14 protein-coding genes are annotated in these 13,921 nt (G+C 68.7%); 6 read left to right on the top strand and 8 right to left on the bottom strand.

All coding sequences use genetic code 11. From position 1 onward, the window contains the following. Positions 1-48: 48 nt before the first annotated feature. The 5 genes from ACWPOC_RS08415 to ACWPOC_RS08435 form a co-directional block, all read right to left on the bottom strand. Positions 49-1,215 (bottom strand): ABC transporter ATP-binding protein, encoded by a 1,167-nt coding sequence (locus ACWPOC_RS08415; RefSeq protein ID WP_455408408.1) that lies wholly within the window; start codon positions 1,213-1,215, stop codon positions 49-51. A gap of 5 nt (positions 1,216-1,220) precedes the next feature. Then, complete coding sequence (locus ACWPOC_RS08420) at positions 1,221-2,051, bottom strand: carbohydrate ABC transporter permease (RefSeq protein ID WP_006554305.1); 831 nt, start codon at positions 2,049-2,051, stop codon at positions 1,221-1,223. Next, the gene (locus tag ACWPOC_RS08425; RefSeq protein WP_455408474.1) at positions 2,051-2,932 is read right to left on the bottom strand and encodes a carbohydrate ABC transporter permease; all 882 of its coding nucleotides are present in this window, start codon (positions 2,930-2,932) and stop codon (positions 2,051-2,053) included. The genes ACWPOC_RS08420 and ACWPOC_RS08425 overlap by 1 nt, the downstream gene beginning before the upstream one ends. Positions 2,933-2,997: 65 nt before the next feature. Continuing rightward, complete coding sequence (locus tag ACWPOC_RS08430) at positions 2,998-4,356, bottom strand: ABC transporter substrate-binding protein (protein WP_183070668.1); 1,359 nt, start codon at positions 4,354-4,356, stop codon at positions 2,998-3,000. A gap of 114 nt (positions 4,357-4,470) precedes the next feature. Next, positions 4,471-5,700, bottom strand: a complete 1,230-nt coding sequence (locus ACWPOC_RS08435) for a GNAT family N-acetyltransferase (protein ID WP_120281885.1) — start codon at positions 5,698-5,700, stop codon at positions 4,471-4,473. Between the two features lie 87 nt (positions 5,701-5,787). On the opposite strand from ACWPOC_RS08435, the gene ACWPOC_RS08440 reads away from it, so the two are divergent. Then, positions 5,788-6,228, top strand: coding sequence for a protein-tyrosine phosphatase family protein (locus ACWPOC_RS08440; RefSeq protein ID WP_120281884.1), 441 nt, complete (start codon positions 5,788-5,790; stop codon positions 6,226-6,228). Between the two features lie 4 nt (positions 6,229-6,232). On the opposite strand, the gene ACWPOC_RS08445 is transcribed toward ACWPOC_RS08440, so the two are convergent. The 3 genes from ACWPOC_RS08445 to ACWPOC_RS08455 all read right to left on the bottom strand — a co-directional run bounded on the left by ACWPOC_RS08445 (position 6,233) and on the right by ACWPOC_RS08455 (position 8,740). Further along, on the bottom strand, positions 6,233-7,111 hold the full coding sequence (locus tag ACWPOC_RS08445) for a hypothetical protein (protein ID WP_120281883.1): 879 nt from the start codon (positions 7,109-7,111) through the stop codon (positions 6,233-6,235). A gap of 72 nt (positions 7,112-7,183) precedes the next feature. Continuing rightward, a complete protein-coding gene (locus tag ACWPOC_RS08450) occupies positions 7,184-7,669 on the bottom strand; it encodes a general stress protein (protein WP_006554299.1) in 486 nt (161 codons plus the stop codon). Between the two features lie 111 nt (positions 7,670-7,780). After that, entirely contained in the window at positions 7,781-8,740 is a 960-nt protein-coding gene (locus ACWPOC_RS08455) for an HpcH/HpaI aldolase/citrate lyase family protein (protein WP_120281882.1), read from the bottom strand. A gap of 58 nt (positions 8,741-8,798) precedes the next feature. Between ACWPOC_RS08455 and ACWPOC_RS08460 the strand changes: the two genes are divergently transcribed. From ACWPOC_RS08460 to ACWPOC_RS08480, 5 genes are all read left to right on the top strand, one after another. Further along, a complete protein-coding gene (locus tag ACWPOC_RS08460; RefSeq protein ID WP_006554297.1) occupies positions 8,799-10,073 on the top strand; it encodes a magnesium transporter MgtE N-terminal domain-containing protein in 1,275 nt (424 codons plus the stop codon). Beyond that, entirely contained in the window at positions 10,066-10,587 is a 522-nt protein-coding gene (locus ACWPOC_RS08465; protein WP_120281881.1) for a DUF1003 domain-containing protein, read from the top strand. The genes ACWPOC_RS08460 and ACWPOC_RS08465 overlap by 8 nt, the downstream gene beginning before the upstream one ends. 104 nt (positions 10,588-10,691) lie before the next feature. Continuing rightward, positions 10,692-11,633, top strand: coding sequence for a lysozyme family protein (locus ACWPOC_RS08470; protein WP_159418894.1), 942 nt, complete (start codon positions 10,692-10,694; stop codon positions 11,631-11,633). A gap of 222 nt (positions 11,634-11,855) precedes the next feature. Further along, the gene (locus ACWPOC_RS08475; protein WP_455408409.1) at positions 11,856-12,722 is read left to right on the top strand and encodes a lytic transglycosylase domain-containing protein; all 867 of its coding nucleotides are present in this window, start codon (positions 11,856-11,858) and stop codon (positions 12,720-12,722) included. A gap of 63 nt (positions 12,723-12,785) precedes the next feature. Then, a complete protein-coding gene (locus tag ACWPOC_RS08480) occupies positions 12,786-13,919 on the top strand; it encodes an Mrp/NBP35 family ATP-binding protein (protein WP_120284066.1) in 1,134 nt (377 codons plus the stop codon). Positions 13,920-13,921 lie beyond the last annotated feature (2 nt).

Raw genomic sequence — 13,921 nt, forward strand, 5'->3', positions numbered from 1 at the left:
GTGGATCCGGCCCCGCCTTCCGGGGTCGGATCCACCGAAGTCGGTTTGTCAGAGGGTGACGTTCGCGCCGGTCTCCTGATCGAACAGCGCGATCTTCGCCGGGTCGAACCACAACTGCACGGTCCCGCCCTTGGTGGCCTGCGATTCCACCGACAACCGCGCGACCAGCGATTCGGCCGACATGTCGGCACCGGCGTCGGCGGCGAGTTCGTCGAGGTCCTTCGAGTGCACACCCGGCCCCTCGGCCGTGAAGTACGCGAACTTGTCGGAACCCATCGACTCGAGCACGTCGACCTCGGCGGAGAAGGTCACGCCCGTCTCCCGTTGGGTCGGGTCGAGCAGGTCGGCGTCCTCGAAGTGCTCCGGACGGATACCGACGACCACCTCGCGCGACGGATTGTTGCGACGCACGGTCTCCCACCGCTCGTCGGGCAACCGGAACTCGCCGAACGAGGTGCGGATCGAACCGTTCTCGATCTGCCCCGGCACGAAGTTCATCGACGGTGACCCGATGAAGCCGGCGACGAACAGGTTCCGCGGATGGTCGTACAACTCCTGCGGCGCCCCGACCTGCTGCACGAACCCGCCGCGCATCACGACGACGCGATCGCCCAGCGTCATCGCCTCGGTCTGGTCGTGGGTGACGTACACCGTCGTGGTGCCGAGACGCTTCTGCAGGCGCGCGATCTCGGTGCGCATCTGCACGCGCAGCTTCGCGTCGAGATTCGACAGCGGCTCGTCCATGAGGAACGCCTTGGGGCTGCGCACGATCGCACGACCCATGGCCACGCGTTGCCGCTGACCGCCCGACAGGTTGGCGGGTTTGCGGTCGAGATGCTGTGTGAGATCGAGGATCCGGGCCGCCTCGTCGACCTTGCGGGTGATCTCGTCCTTGGACACCTTCGCGAGGGTGAGCGGGAACGCGATGTTGTCGCGCACCGACATGTGCGGATACAGCGCGTAGGACTGGAAGACCATCGCGATGTCGCGGTCCTTCGGTGCCCGCTCGTTGACACGCTCACCGGCGATGCGCAGTTCGCCGTCGGAGATGTCCTCGAGACCGGCGATCATGTTGAGCGTCGTGGATTTTCCGCACCCGGACGGTCCGACGAGGATGATGAACTCGCCGTCGGCGATCTCGAGATCCACGTCGCTGACGGCCTTCGCTCCGTCCGGATATTCCTTCGTCACCTTGTCGAGCACGATCTCGGCCACGGTAGTTATCCCTTCACTGCGCCGGAGGTCAGTCCGGCGACGATTCGACGTTGGAAGATCAGGACGAACACGATGATCGGGATCGTGATGACGACGGCCGCCGCTGCGATCGACCCGGTCGGTTCCTCGAACTGCGATGCACCCGTGAAGTTCGCGATCGCGGCGGGTGCGGTGATGGACCGCTCGGTGGAGGTCAGCGAGATCGCGAACAGCAGGTCGTTCCAGCAGAAGATGAAGACCAGGATCGCCGCCGTGATGATGCCGGGAGCGGCGAGCGGGGCCACGACCTTCCGGAACGCCTGACCCGGTGTCGCGCCGTCCATCTTCGCGGCCTTCTCGAGTTCCCACGGGATCTCCTTGAAGAAGGCCGACAGGGTGTAGATCGCGAGCGGCAGCGAGAAGGTGATGTACGGCAGGATCAGCGCCGCCCACGTGTCGAACAGTCCGAGTCCGCGCATGATCTCGAACAGCGGGCTGACGAGGGAGATCTGGGGGAACATCGCGATGAGCAACGCCACGCCCACCAGGATCTTCTTACCGGGGAAGTCGAGCCGGGCGATCGCGTAGGCGGCCATCGTCCCGAGGATCACCGCGATGACCGTGGCGATCAGGCCGATGCCGATGGAGTTGATCAGGGCGCTCGTGAACGCGTCGGTGCGGAAGATGCCGCGGTAGTTGTCGAGCGTCCACTGCTGCGGGATGAACCGGCCGTCCTGGATGGTGCCGGGCGGTTTGAACGACAGGCTCGCGATCCACAGCACCGGGACGAGTGCGTAGAGCAGGACGATCAGGTTCACCGCCGACCACGACAGGGTCCGTTTCCTGGTCTCGGCCATCATCGGCCCCCTTCGTCCGAGCCGGGCGCGGATGCACCGAACAACTTGATGAACACGAACGCGATGATCGCGACGCACAGGAAGATCAGGACGCTGATCGCCGACCCGATGCCGAGGTTGAAGGCCCGGAACAGATTGTCGTAACCGAGGATCGACACCGATCCGGTGCCGTTGGCGCCGCGGGTGAGGACGTAGATGTTGTCGAAGATGCGGAAGGCGTCGAGCGTGCGGAAGAGCAGGGCGACGAGGATCGCCGGTTTCATCAACGGAACGATGATCCGCACCAGACGCGTCCACGCCCCGGCACCGTCGACCTGCGCCGCCTTGAGCAGATCGTCGGGGACGAGCGCGAGGCCGGCGAGGAGCAGCAGCGCCATGAACGGCGTGGTCTTCCACACCTCGGCGAGCACGATGATCGCCAGGGACGGGATCTGATCGGTGAGCGGGGCGCTGCCGTCGGGCAGCAGGTTCGCGAGATAGCCCGTGCCCGGGGTCCACGCGTAGTACCAGCTGTAGGCGGCGGCGACGGTGACGATGCCGTACGGGATCAGCACCACCGTGCGCACGATGCCCTTGCCGACGATCGTGCGGTGCATGACGAGTGCGATCGCGAGGCCCAGTACGAACTCGATCGCGACGGAGACCAGGGTGACGAGCGAGGTGACGATGAAGGCCTGCCACCAGAATTCGTCGCTGAGCACCGCGACGTAGTTCGACAGCCCGACGAACCGGCGGTCGTCGGGGAAGCGCAGATCGTAGCGTTGCAGACTGAGCCAGACGGCGTATCCCACCGGATAGGCCGTCACCGCGAGCATCACGATCGCGGCGGGCGCGACGAGCAACAGACCGAGTCGTCGCTCGGCCTTCTTCCCCTCGGACAGCGCTGGTTTCGTCTTCGCCGACGGTTCCTTCGGGGTCTCGTCGGTCGGTTTCGATTCGACGGCGGTCACGGGATCAGTCCTTCCGAATTGACCGCCTTGCGCACCTGCTCGGCGAGTTCCTCGACGGTGCGGGGCGGATCGATCTGGTCGACCGGGTTGAGGGTGGCCGTCACCAGCGTCGAAATGCTCTGGTAGGCCGGTGAAGCGGGACGCACCGCGGCGTTCTCGAGACCGGCGCGGACCTCACGCCAGGCCGGATAGGCCTCCTGGAATTCCGGGTCGTCGTACAGCGCCGCGAGCGTCGGCGGCACGCCGCCACCGATGGCGTTGTTGCGCTGGTTCTCCTCGTTGCGCAGGCACTGCATCGCTTCGAACGCGAGATCCGGCTGGGTACTCGTGCGGGCGACGGCGATGTTGAACCCGCCGATGGTGACCTGGGCGGGCTCGCCGGGGATCACCGAAGGGTACGGCGCGGGAAGGAAATTCTGCTCACCGTCGACGGTCAGGACCGTGTTGCCGGTGTTCTCCGAGGTGACGTTGCCGTTCTCGTCGATGAAGGGCAGAGCAGCCTCGTTCTCGATGATGCCCGGCAGGACGAACGGCCAGTTGACCTGGAACGCCGTGCGCCCGCTCTCCATACCGAGGCGGACGGCCGCCTCGTCGGCCTGGTTCAGGGACGGATCGGCGCCGGGCGCCGTCGCGACGCGCTTCATGATGTCGAGCGCGGTCACCGCCGCGTCGTTGTCGGTGAGGGTGACCGTGACACCGTCCTCCCCCACCACCGAACCTCCGGCGCTCGAGAGCAGGGTGTTGAACCACACCATCAACCCTTCGTACTGCCGGCCCTGCACCCCGATCCACGACGGCCGGCCCTCCTCGGCCAGGCCGCTCGCGATCTCGATCATCTCGTCCCAGGTCTCCGGAGGTTGCCCGTCCGGCATGAGATCCTTTCGGTACCAGAGCAACTGGGTGTTGGTGTTGAGCGGCGCAGCATACAGCCGGTCCTGCCAGGTCGCTGATTCGAGAGGGCCCTCGAGGGTGCCCTCGGAGACCTCGGCGGCCACATCGTCGGGCAAGGGCAGCGCCCACCCGGCCTCGGCGAACTCGGCCGTCCACACGACGTCGAGGGTCATGAGGTCGAGGCCCGGGTCGTTACCGGTCAGCCGCCGCGCCAACTGCAGTCGCTGGTCGTCGGCGTTCTTCGGAAGTGTCCTCTGCTGCACGCGATATCGGCCGCCGGCCTCCGCAGTGCACACCTCCGCGGCCTGCGCGTACTGCTCGGCACCGTCGGCGGCCGTGTAGAAGGACAGAACGACACCCTCGTCGTCGCTGCCGCACGCGGCCAGTCCCGACGCCAGGAGCACCGCGGCCGCAGAAGCTGTGACCGCCCGGCTCGTCCGCCGTGTCTTGCCCGACCGTCTCATGCGTGACTCCGCTCGTATCGGGGACCTCGTGATCCGACGATAACGCCCGTACCGGCCAGCCGTAGCAAAACGAGCAGGGCGTACATCCGGAGCGGAATCGGCACGACGACGAGGTCAGAAGGAGGTCCCCGAGAAGGGTGCCTGGGGCCAGGAGAACAGCAGGTCAGCGGTGTCTACGGCGTCCGGTCGGTGCACCCGGGCGCGACCCGCGTCGACCATCCGGTGCCAGCCATGCCGGCCGAGCAGGAGCGCACCGAGGTCGGCGATGTCGATCGTCAGGTCGGCCGGTCCCGCGGTGCGCGCCACGCCGTCGGCGGAGATCTCGAAGACACCGGCGTTGTCCGTCAGCAGCCGATCGGTCACCTCCACGCTCACCGAGCCGAACCCTCGATAACTCCGCGCCGACAGCGCCCGATCGAGGTCGAGGATGCGCAACCACGTCTCGTCCGAGACCGAGCGGAAGTGCACGGCACGCGCGTCGCCGAGCATGAGTGGGAGCTGGTCGTCCTGCGGAAGTGCCGCGAACCGCAGGGTGTCGACGAGATCGAGGTCGAGCAGGAACCGGACCAGGCCGGCGTACGCCGCGGGTGACGGGGCGAAGAAGTCGTCGACCACGACGGTGCGGTTGCGGCTGGTGAACCATGCCTGCGTGTCGACGGGGTGGTACCGGACGAAGCCGTCCTCCTGCCCCGGTTCGCCGTGCACCGCCACGTACATCGGATCGGTGAGCGAGTCGGCCCGCCATCGGCGCGAGTTCCACCAGTACTCCGACCGATCGATCATGCCGGGGCGCGGCGGCAGATGACGGGAATGGATCTGCGCCAGCACGTCCCACGCATCCGGATAGGTCAGCAGACGCACCGTTCCGGACTCGGGCACGTCGGGACGCAGTGCGGCACCACGCACGTCGACGTCGACGGACACCGAGGTCGAGGCGACGCCGTAGCCGAACCGGCCGTAGATGGTCGCTTCGGAGGCACGCAGCGTCGCAAGGATCTCGCCGCGGTCCCGCGCGTCGCTCAGCTGGCGATGCACGAGTCCGGAGATCACGCCGCGACGCGTATGGGTGGGCAGCACACCGATGTGGGTGACCGCCGCGTGCGGCACCCGGGCGCCGCCGGGCAGGGTGAGATTTCCGCTCGTGGCGTCGACTGTCCCGACGAGCATGCCGTCGAGGAAGGCACCCCACGTGCGGCCGGCCTCGAGGTAGCGGCTCACCGTCCCGTCGGGAACCTCGGGCCACGACGGCAGACCCACCATCGCCGTGCGGAACAGCGCGGACGCCTCCCGCAATTCGGCTTCCGACTCCAGAACTCTGATCTCCGGTTCCGTTCGCTCACCCATGGAACGACACTATCGACCGCGAACTTGCACCGCGGGTGAACGGCCGTGACGTTCGGTACACCGGCTCCGGGCGGGTAGGTTTCCAGCGTGCGACGCGAGTGGGATCCAGCAGACACCGGGGTGCTGCAGCTGCCCTCCGGCCGACTCGTGCGGGGACGCGGGATACGCAGACCGGTGTTCGACGAGCCGTTTCCCGACTTCGGGGTGTATCTCCTCGGCCGCCCTCCGGCAGCACCGTTCGAGTGGGAGTCGCGGTGGATCCACTGGCCCGACTTCCGCACGCCGCGCGAGCCGGAGGACGCTCTCGCCATTCTGTACGAGGCGTGGATCCGGGCGGGAAGACAGCGCGTGGAGATCGCGTGCGGGCGTGGACGCGGCCGCACCGGCACCGCACTGGCGTGCCTCGCCGTCCTCGACGGGCTCTCCCCGGAGGAGGCGGTCGACTTCGTTCGGCGGCACTACCATCCGCGCGCGGTCGAGACGCCCTGGCAGCGCAAATTCGTCGCGCACGCGAAGGCGCGCTCCTGACGGCTCAGTTCTTCGTCCGGGCGAGGTGGGCCTCGGCGGCCGAGACGGCGCGTTCGGCGGCGACCACCCGTTTCTTCGCCTCGGCAGCGGCGCGGCGCGCGAACGTGCGTTGCTGCTCTGCGTGTTCGAGCTTCGCCCGAAGCTCGGCGACCTCCTCCTCGTGACGAGCCAGCTCCTGCTCTGCCGCCGACGCGGCTTCGCGCGCGTCCTCGGCCGCGCTGTGAGCCGAGTCGAGAGCGGCAGCGGCCTCGTCGATCTCCGCGTCGCGCGCCGCCTGCTCCGCCTTCTCGCGCTTCGTGGGTCCACGCTCGCCCTTGCTCTTGCGCGCAGTCCTGTCCGCTGACGTTCTGTCGTCCTCGTCCTTCTCCTCGGACCCGCCACGGACGACGGTGAGCGGCATCGCCGACAGGTCACCGAAGCCGTCGGACTCGACGATCGCGTCGAGTCGGCCCTGCCGGACCTGCTCCCCGATGTCGGGATCCGACAGCGCGGCGTTGAGGGTGCGCCCCACCTCGCGCAGTGCGCTCTCCGAGACGGTGCGGCCGCGGTCGGCGGCGAGCCGACCCGCGTCGCGCTCGAGCGCGGCGACCACTCGGCGACGCTGCTCCGACAGTTTCCGCATCTCGCTGCCGGACAATCGTCGTTGCGCGGTGCGCAGGGCGGATCCGATGTCGAGCAGCGCCGCGAGTTCGTCGGCCCGTTCGCGGGCGAGCAGATTGACCATCCAGGCCGCGACCGTCGGTTTGCGCAGTCTGCCGATGGCCGCCGTCAGCTCGCGGTCGCCCGCTTCGCGTGCCTGCGCCGCGAATTCGGAGCGGGCCGCCACGAAGTCTCCTGGGTCGAGGCCGTAGAGGGCATCGGCCACCGAATCGAGGTCGGGCATGGGATCGACAGTAGTGGCGCGAGGCCGATCACGACGAGTGCCGTTCTCGGCGAACGCGCGACCGCGCGACGATCAGATGGCGAGCTTGGCGAGGATGTCGCGCGCCTTCTCGGCGGTGGGCGGCTGGCACAGCACGTCGTAGCGGCCGGCGACGAGCTGCATGGTGGACGAGAAGTCGCGCTGACCGCGGGTCGCGGCGTACGGGATGCTCGCCGAGATGAGGCCGAAGATGATGCCGCCGACGAGGCCGACGAGCAGCGGGCCGAGGAAGTCGGTGGAGAAGATGCCGAGCAGCAGACCGAAGAACACGCCGAGCCATGCGCCCGAGACGATGCCGCCGCCGATCACCTTCGGCCACGTGAGCCGACCGGTGACCCGCTCGACCTGCATGAGATCGACACCGACGATGGTGACGTCCTCGACGGAGAAGTTCTGATCGGCCAGGTGGTCGACCGCCCGTTGCGCCTCGGCATAGGTCGGGTACGAACCGACGGGCCAGCCCGTGGGAGGTGTGGGCAGACCGGGTACCTGGCGACCCGGTCCGAGGGGATTCGTCATGTCGTTTCGGCTCCTTCGCGATACACGCCGACGGTCGCGGCGCCGGTCTCCATTCTGCCTCGACGGGGACCGGCACGCCGCGACGGTTCGCCCGATATGTTCTTTTTCCTGTCAGGAGACCGGCGGCTCGAACTTCTGGGTGCGCTGCAACCCGGCGGCCCGGCCCTTCGCGGAGATCACGAGGGCCATCTTCCGGCTCGCCTCGTCGATCATCTCGTCGCCGAGCATCGCGGCACCGCGGGCGCCGCCCTCGGCCGAGGTGTGCCACTCGTAGGCGTCGAGGATCATCTCGGCCTTGTCGTAGTCCTCCTGCCGGGGGCTGAAGACCTCGTTGGCCGCGTCGATCTGGCTCGGGTGCAGCACCCACTTGCCGTCGAAGCCCAGGGCGGCGGTGCGCTGCGCCGACCGGCGGAAGGCGTCGACGTCGCGGATCTGGAGGTAGGGACCGTCGATGGCCTGCAGCCCGTGGGCGCGCGCGGCCATGAGGATCGTCATGAGGATGTGGTGGTAGGCGTCGCCGACGTCGTAACCCTCGGGCTGTTCACCGACGACGAGCGTGCGCATGTTGATGCTCGCCATGAAGTCGGCGGGACCGAACACGAGCGTCTGCACGCGCGGGCTCGCCGTCGCGATCTCGTTGATGTTCGTCAACCCGATGGCGTTCTCGATCTGCGGTTCGATGCCGATCCGTCCCACCTCGAGACCGTGAGCCTTCTCGACCTGGGTGAGGAGCAGGTCGAGCGCCTTCACGTGGCTCGCGTCGGGCACCTTCGGCAGCAGGATCGCGTCGAGGTTCGCGCCGGCACCACCGACGACCGTCGCGACGTCGAGATAGGTCGCATCCGTGGTCCAGTCGTTGACGCGCACGACCTTGATCTGGTCGCCCCAGCCGTCCTCGTTCAGAGCTTCGACGATGGTGCTGCGGGCCTGTTCCTTGGCCAGTGGCGACACGGCGTCCTCGAGATCGAGGAAGATCTCGTCCGCGGGAAGGCCCTTGGCCTTGTCGATCATCTTCCGGCTGCTGCCGGGAACCGCGAGTACCGACCTCCGGGGCCTGAACGAAAACGACATGACCTGACCAGACCTCCGAGTTCCGGGAACAGCGTGCGCACGCTCTAGCCTGGCAATCATGGCAGCAGTGAGCAAGGTCTTCGTCGCGCGGCTGGCCGGACTGGTCGTTCTCGGCCCCGACGGCGAGTCCATCGGCCGCGTCCGCGATGTCGTGCTGACCATACGAGTGGGGCGTCAGCCTCCTCGTGCGCTGGGGCTCGTCGTCGAACTGCCCACCCGCAAGCGGATCTTCGTCCCGATGCTGCGCGTGACCGCGATCGAGCCCGGCGCGGTCACCCTCGTCACCGGCAACGTCAGTCTGCGCCGGTTCACGCAGCGACCCTCGGAGGTGCTCGCCCTCGGTCAGGTCCTCGATTCGCGTGTGCGCGTCGACGACCCGGAGCTGCCGGACCTGATGGGTGTCGACGCCGTCGTGGTGGATCTGGGGCTCGAGCTCATGCGCACCCGCGACTGGGTCGTCGCCCGGGTCGCGGTGCGTCGCCATCGCGGCCGGCTCGCGCGCCGCTCCCCCATCCACATCGTGGAATGGCCGCACGTGCACGGACTCACCCAGCAGGCACTGTCGATGCCCGGACAGGGTGTCGCGCAGTTGCTCCTGCAGTTCGAGGACATGCGCCCGCCGGACGTCGCGAACGCCCTGCGCGACCTGCCGATCAAGAGACGCACCGAGGTCGCCGCGGCACTCGACGACGAACGCCTCGCCGACATCGTGCAGGAGCTGCCCTCCGACGATCAGACCGACCTGCTCACCCAGCTCGGTCTCGACCGGGCGGTCGCGGTGCTCGAGGCGATGGATCCCGACGACGTCGCCGACCTCCTCGGTGAGCTGCCCGCCACGGACGCCGAGTCGTTCCTGCAACGCATGGACCCCGAGGACTCCGAGCCGGTGCGCCGCCTGCTCGAGCACTCCCCCGACACCGCCGGTGGTCTGATGACCCCGGAACCGGTCGTGCTGACGCCGGCGACCACGGTGGCCGAAGCGCTCGCCCGCGCCCGCAATCCGGATCTGAGTCCGGCCCTGGCGTCGATGGTCTTCGTCGTGCGACCGCCCACCGCGACACCCACCGGCAAGTACCTCGGCTGTGTCCATCTGCAACGATTGCTCCGGGAACCGCCTGCGAGCCTGGTGGGAGGGGTCGTCGACGACGACCTGCCGCGCCTGGCCCCCGACGACGCCCTGACCACCGTCACCCGGTACTTCGCGACGTACAACCTGGTCTGCGGTCCGGTGGTGGACGACGAAGGGCACCTGCTCGGCGCGGTGAGCGTCGACGACGTGCTCGACCATCTGCTGCCGGAGGACTGGCGCGAGGAGGACATCGAGGATGAGTGACCGCAGCACGCAGGGCCGCTCGCGCCTCGAGACCCCCCAGGCATCGAGGTTCCGCTTCAACTTCGACGCCGAGGCGGTCGGCCGGGTCAGCGAGTCGATCGCCCGATTCCTCGGAACGGGCCGCTATCTCGCCATCCAGACGATCGTCGTCATCGTGTGGATCGCTCTCAACATCGCCGCGGTCGGACTGCAGTGGGATCCCTATCCCTTCATCCTTCTCAACCTGGCCTTCTCGACACAGGCCGCCTACGCCGCGCCGTTGATCCTGCTGGCGCAGAACCGGCAGGAGAACCGCGACCGCGTGTCGCTCGAGGAGGACCGCGCCCGCGCCGAGCAGACCAAGGCCGACACCGAGTTCCTGGCACGCGAACTCGCGGCGCTGCGACTCGCGGTGGGCGAGGTCGCGACCCGCGACTATCTGCGTCGCGAACTCGACGACCTGCGCGCCCTGCTGGTCGACGACGAGAACGAGGACGACGCCGGCACTCCGCGCACCCGCGGACCTCGTCGCTGAGGGCCCCCGTCCTGTTGTCCGGCACGCCCGGTTGCACACAACCCGACATCCTTCTGTAACCTTCGTCACAGCAGTCGGACGGACGACCGGAGGAGGGTGATCGCGTGCGGTGGAAGGTCGCGCTGGCGATGCCGGTGATCGTCGCTGCCGGACTCGCGGCGACAGCGTCGTCGGCGACAGTGGTGGCGGAGACGACGTCCGCCGAGACCGAGCCGAGCGCCACCCCGGCGGTGGGCGTGCTTCCCGGCGAGATGCGCGAGGCGCAACCGCTGCGCAGCCCGAGCGACCCGCTCGCCCAGCTTCCGCCCGACGCCCTGGCCGCGGCAGGAGGTGCGGCCGTTCTCGGCGACGGGCCACTCGCGATCCCCGAACTCGTCTTCTACGCCTACCGCGCGGCCGAGATGCAGCTGGCCATCGACTCCCCCGAGTGCGGCCTGCCGTGGAACCTGCTCGCGGCCGTCGGGCGCCTGAGCTCCGGACACGCCGACGGAGGACGCACCGACATCCTGGGCACGCTGACCACGCCGGTCGTCACCCCGGAGGGACTGCTCGGGCCGATGCGCCTGGCCCCCGCGGTGTGGGAGCAGTATTCCGCCGACGGCAACGCGGACGGCACCGCCGATCCGCAGAACATCTTCGACGCGACCCTGGCCGCCGGTGCCCGGATGTGTGCGGAGGGCGGAAACCTGCGCGAGCCGGACGGTGAGGCGCGGGCGGTGGCGTCGGTCGATCCGTCACCTGACTATCTGGCGAACGTCCGGCACTGGTCCGGTGCGTATTCGAAGGCCGCCGAGGTGGCTCCCGCCGATCTCGCTCCGATTCCGGCGCGGCCGGTTCCGAACGCCGCGGATGTCGCGGCTCCCGCGCCGGCTCCGGCGGTCACCGCGCCCGCTCCGGAGTCGACACCTCAGCCGACCGACACTCCGGCCCAGCAAGCGCCCGCCGACACTCCGGCCCAGCAGGCACCCGAACAGAACATCCCGGCTCCGCCGCCGATGCCGGAGTTGCCCGAACTCCCATGTCTGGTGCCCGCCTTCTGCGAGTAACTCCCGGCACACACGCGAGATGACGACACGCGCGACACGCGTGTCGTCATCTTTTTCTTTCACCCCACCCGACCCATCGGACCAGCACGGATGGGCCACAGCAGTACGCCTGCACCCCCGTTACATCACGTTTGAGTAACGGAAAAGCATCGAATGCTGTAGCCTCGGCCCGGCACGTAACGAAGGTGTCTCGTTCCGAGGCACCCGAGGGAGGGTTATCCATTGGGCCGCCACGCCAAACCGTCGGATTCGAAGCTTCGGCGAAATTCCGTCATCGCGATGACCGGACTCGTTCCGGTCGGACTGGTCGCCGCAGCCGCGACCACCGCGGGTGCGTCGCCGCGAGCGCTGATGGGTGCAGCTCACCACGAGACCGAGCCGACGGCGTCGTCGACCGACTCGGCCGACCTCGCCGCCGTGGTTCCCGAAGCGGTCGCCGCCGTGCAGACGATCATGCTCGAGCCCGAACCGGCACCCGTGCGCACCTTCAAAGCCGCCCCCGCGCCGGAACCCGAGCCCGAGGTCCTCCAGGAGGGCCCGCTCGGCATCCCCGGGATCAACTACGCCGCCTACCGCAACGCCGAGCGCGTCCTCGCCGAGGAGAATCCCGCCTGCGGCATGCACTGGACGCTCCTCGCCGGCATCGGCCGCGTCGAGTCCGGACACGCCAACGGTGGTCACGCCGACGACAAAGGCAACCTGCTCGAGCCCGTCATCGGCCTGCCGCTCAACGGCAGCCTGCCCGGCCAGGCCGTCATCCACGACACCGACGGCGGCGCCCTCGACGGCGACACCGTCTACGACCGCGCGGTCGGGCCGATGCAGTTCATCCCCACCACGTGGAACCAGTACGCGGGCGACGGCAACGGCGACGGGGTCTCCGATCCCCAGAACTTGTACGACTCGACGCTGACCACCGCGAAGTACCTGTGCGACGGTGGCCTCGACATGCGCAACCTCGCGCACTCGACGAAGGCGATCCACCGCTACAACAACTCGATGGCCTACGTGGCGAACGTGCTCGCCTGGTCGACGGCCTACTCCACCGGCATCGACCCGAGCCCCGCGGATCTCCCCCGCATCCACTGATGACCGGAGGTGGTCGTCGACCCGTATCCGGTGGCGAGCGGCATGCCGCCTACCATGGGCGTCATGGCAGTCAGTGAGTCCGACGTCCGCAGTGCGCTCGCACGGGTCCAGGACCCGGAGATCCGCAAGCCCATCACCGATCTCGGAATGGTCAAGAGCGTCGAGATCGGCGCCGACAGCAGCGTCGATGTGGCGATCTATCTGACCACGGCCGGATGCCCCATGCGCACCGAGATCTCGGAGCGCGTCACCAAGGCCGTCGCCGACGTCGCCGGTGTGGGCGAGGTGCGCGTGACCCTCGACGTGATGAGCGACGAGCAGCGCACCGAGCTCCGCAAGTCGCTGCGCGGCGATTCCACCGAGCCCGTCATCCCGTTCGCCCAGCCCGGGTCGCTCACGCGTGTCTACGCGGTGGCCTCCGGCAAGGGTGGTGTCGGCAAGTCGTCGGTCACCGTCAACCTCGCCGCAGCGATGGCCGCGCGCGGACTGTCGGTGGGTGTGCTCGACGCCGACATCTACGGTCACTCGATCCCCCGCATGCTCGGCACGTCCGCCAAGCCCACGCAGGTCGAGCGGATGATCATGCCGCCGATCGCGCACGACGTGAAGATGATCTCCATCGCCCAGTTCACCGAGGGCAACACCCCGGTGGTGTGGCGCGGCCCGATGCTGCACCGCGCGCTGCAGCAGTTCCTCGCCGACGTCTTCTGGGGCGACCTCGACGTCCTGCTCCTCGACCTGCCGCCCGGCACGGGTGACGTCGCCATCTCCGTCGCGCAGCTGATCCCGAACGCCGAGATCCTCGTCGTGACGACGCCGCAGCAGGCCGCCGCCGAGGTCGCCGAGCGTGCCGGTTCGATCGCGCTGCAGACGCGTCAGCGCATCGCCGGCGTGGTGGAGAACATGTCGTGGCTCGAGCTGCCCGACGGCACCCGCATGGACGTCTTCGGCAGCGGTGGCGGTCAGGCCGTCGCCGAGCGTCTCACCCGCGCGGTGGGCGCGACGGTGCCGCTGCTCGGTCAGATCCCGCTCGACCCGGCCGTGCGCGAGGCCGGCGACTCCGGTACCCCGATCGTCCTCGCGGCGCCCGACTCGGCGCCCGCGGTGGCGCTGAAGGAAGTCAGCGACAAGTTGGCGGTGCGCAAGCGCGGGCTGGCCGGTATGTCGCTGGGAATCGACACCACGCGTCACCTGTAAGA

The sequence above is a fragment of the Rhodococcus sp. 5G237 genome (assembly GCF_053764735.1).

What these genes read in the sequence shown, in the direction of transcription:
- ACWPOC_RS08420 (WP_006554305.1), bottom strand. Translation starts at nt 2,051, where the DNA reads ATGGCCGAGACCAGGAAACGGACCCTGTCGTGGTCGGCGGTGAACCTG.
- ACWPOC_RS08430 (WP_183070668.1), bottom strand. Translation starts at nt 4,356, where the DNA reads ATGAGACGGTCGGGCAAGACACGGCGGACGAGCCGGGCGGTCACAGCT.
- ACWPOC_RS08435 (WP_120281885.1), bottom strand. Translation starts at nt 5,700, where the DNA reads ATGGGTGAGCGAACGGAACCGGAGATCAGAGTTCTGGAGTCGGAAGCC.
- ACWPOC_RS08445 (WP_120281883.1), bottom strand. Translation starts at nt 7,111, where the DNA reads ATGCCCGACCTCGATTCGGTGGCCGATGCCCTCTACGGCCTCGACCCA.
- ACWPOC_RS08450 (WP_006554299.1), bottom strand. Translation starts at nt 7,669, where the DNA reads ATGACGAATCCCCTCGGACCGGGTCGCCAGGTACCCGGTCTGCCCACA.
- ACWPOC_RS08455 (WP_120281882.1), bottom strand. Translation starts at nt 8,740, where the DNA reads ATGTCGTTTTCGTTCAGGCCCCGGAGGTCGGTACTCGCGGTTCCCGGC.
- ACWPOC_RS08460 (WP_006554297.1), top strand. Translation starts at nt 8,799, where the DNA reads ATGGCAGCAGTGAGCAAGGTCTTCGTCGCGCGGCTGGCCGGACTGGTC.
- ACWPOC_RS08465 (WP_120281881.1), top strand. Translation starts at nt 10,066, where the DNA reads ATGAGTGACCGCAGCACGCAGGGCCGCTCGCGCCTCGAGACCCCCCAG.
- ACWPOC_RS08480 (WP_120284066.1), top strand. Translation starts at nt 12,786, where the DNA reads ATGGCAGTCAGTGAGTCCGACGTCCGCAGTGCGCTCGCACGGGTCCAG.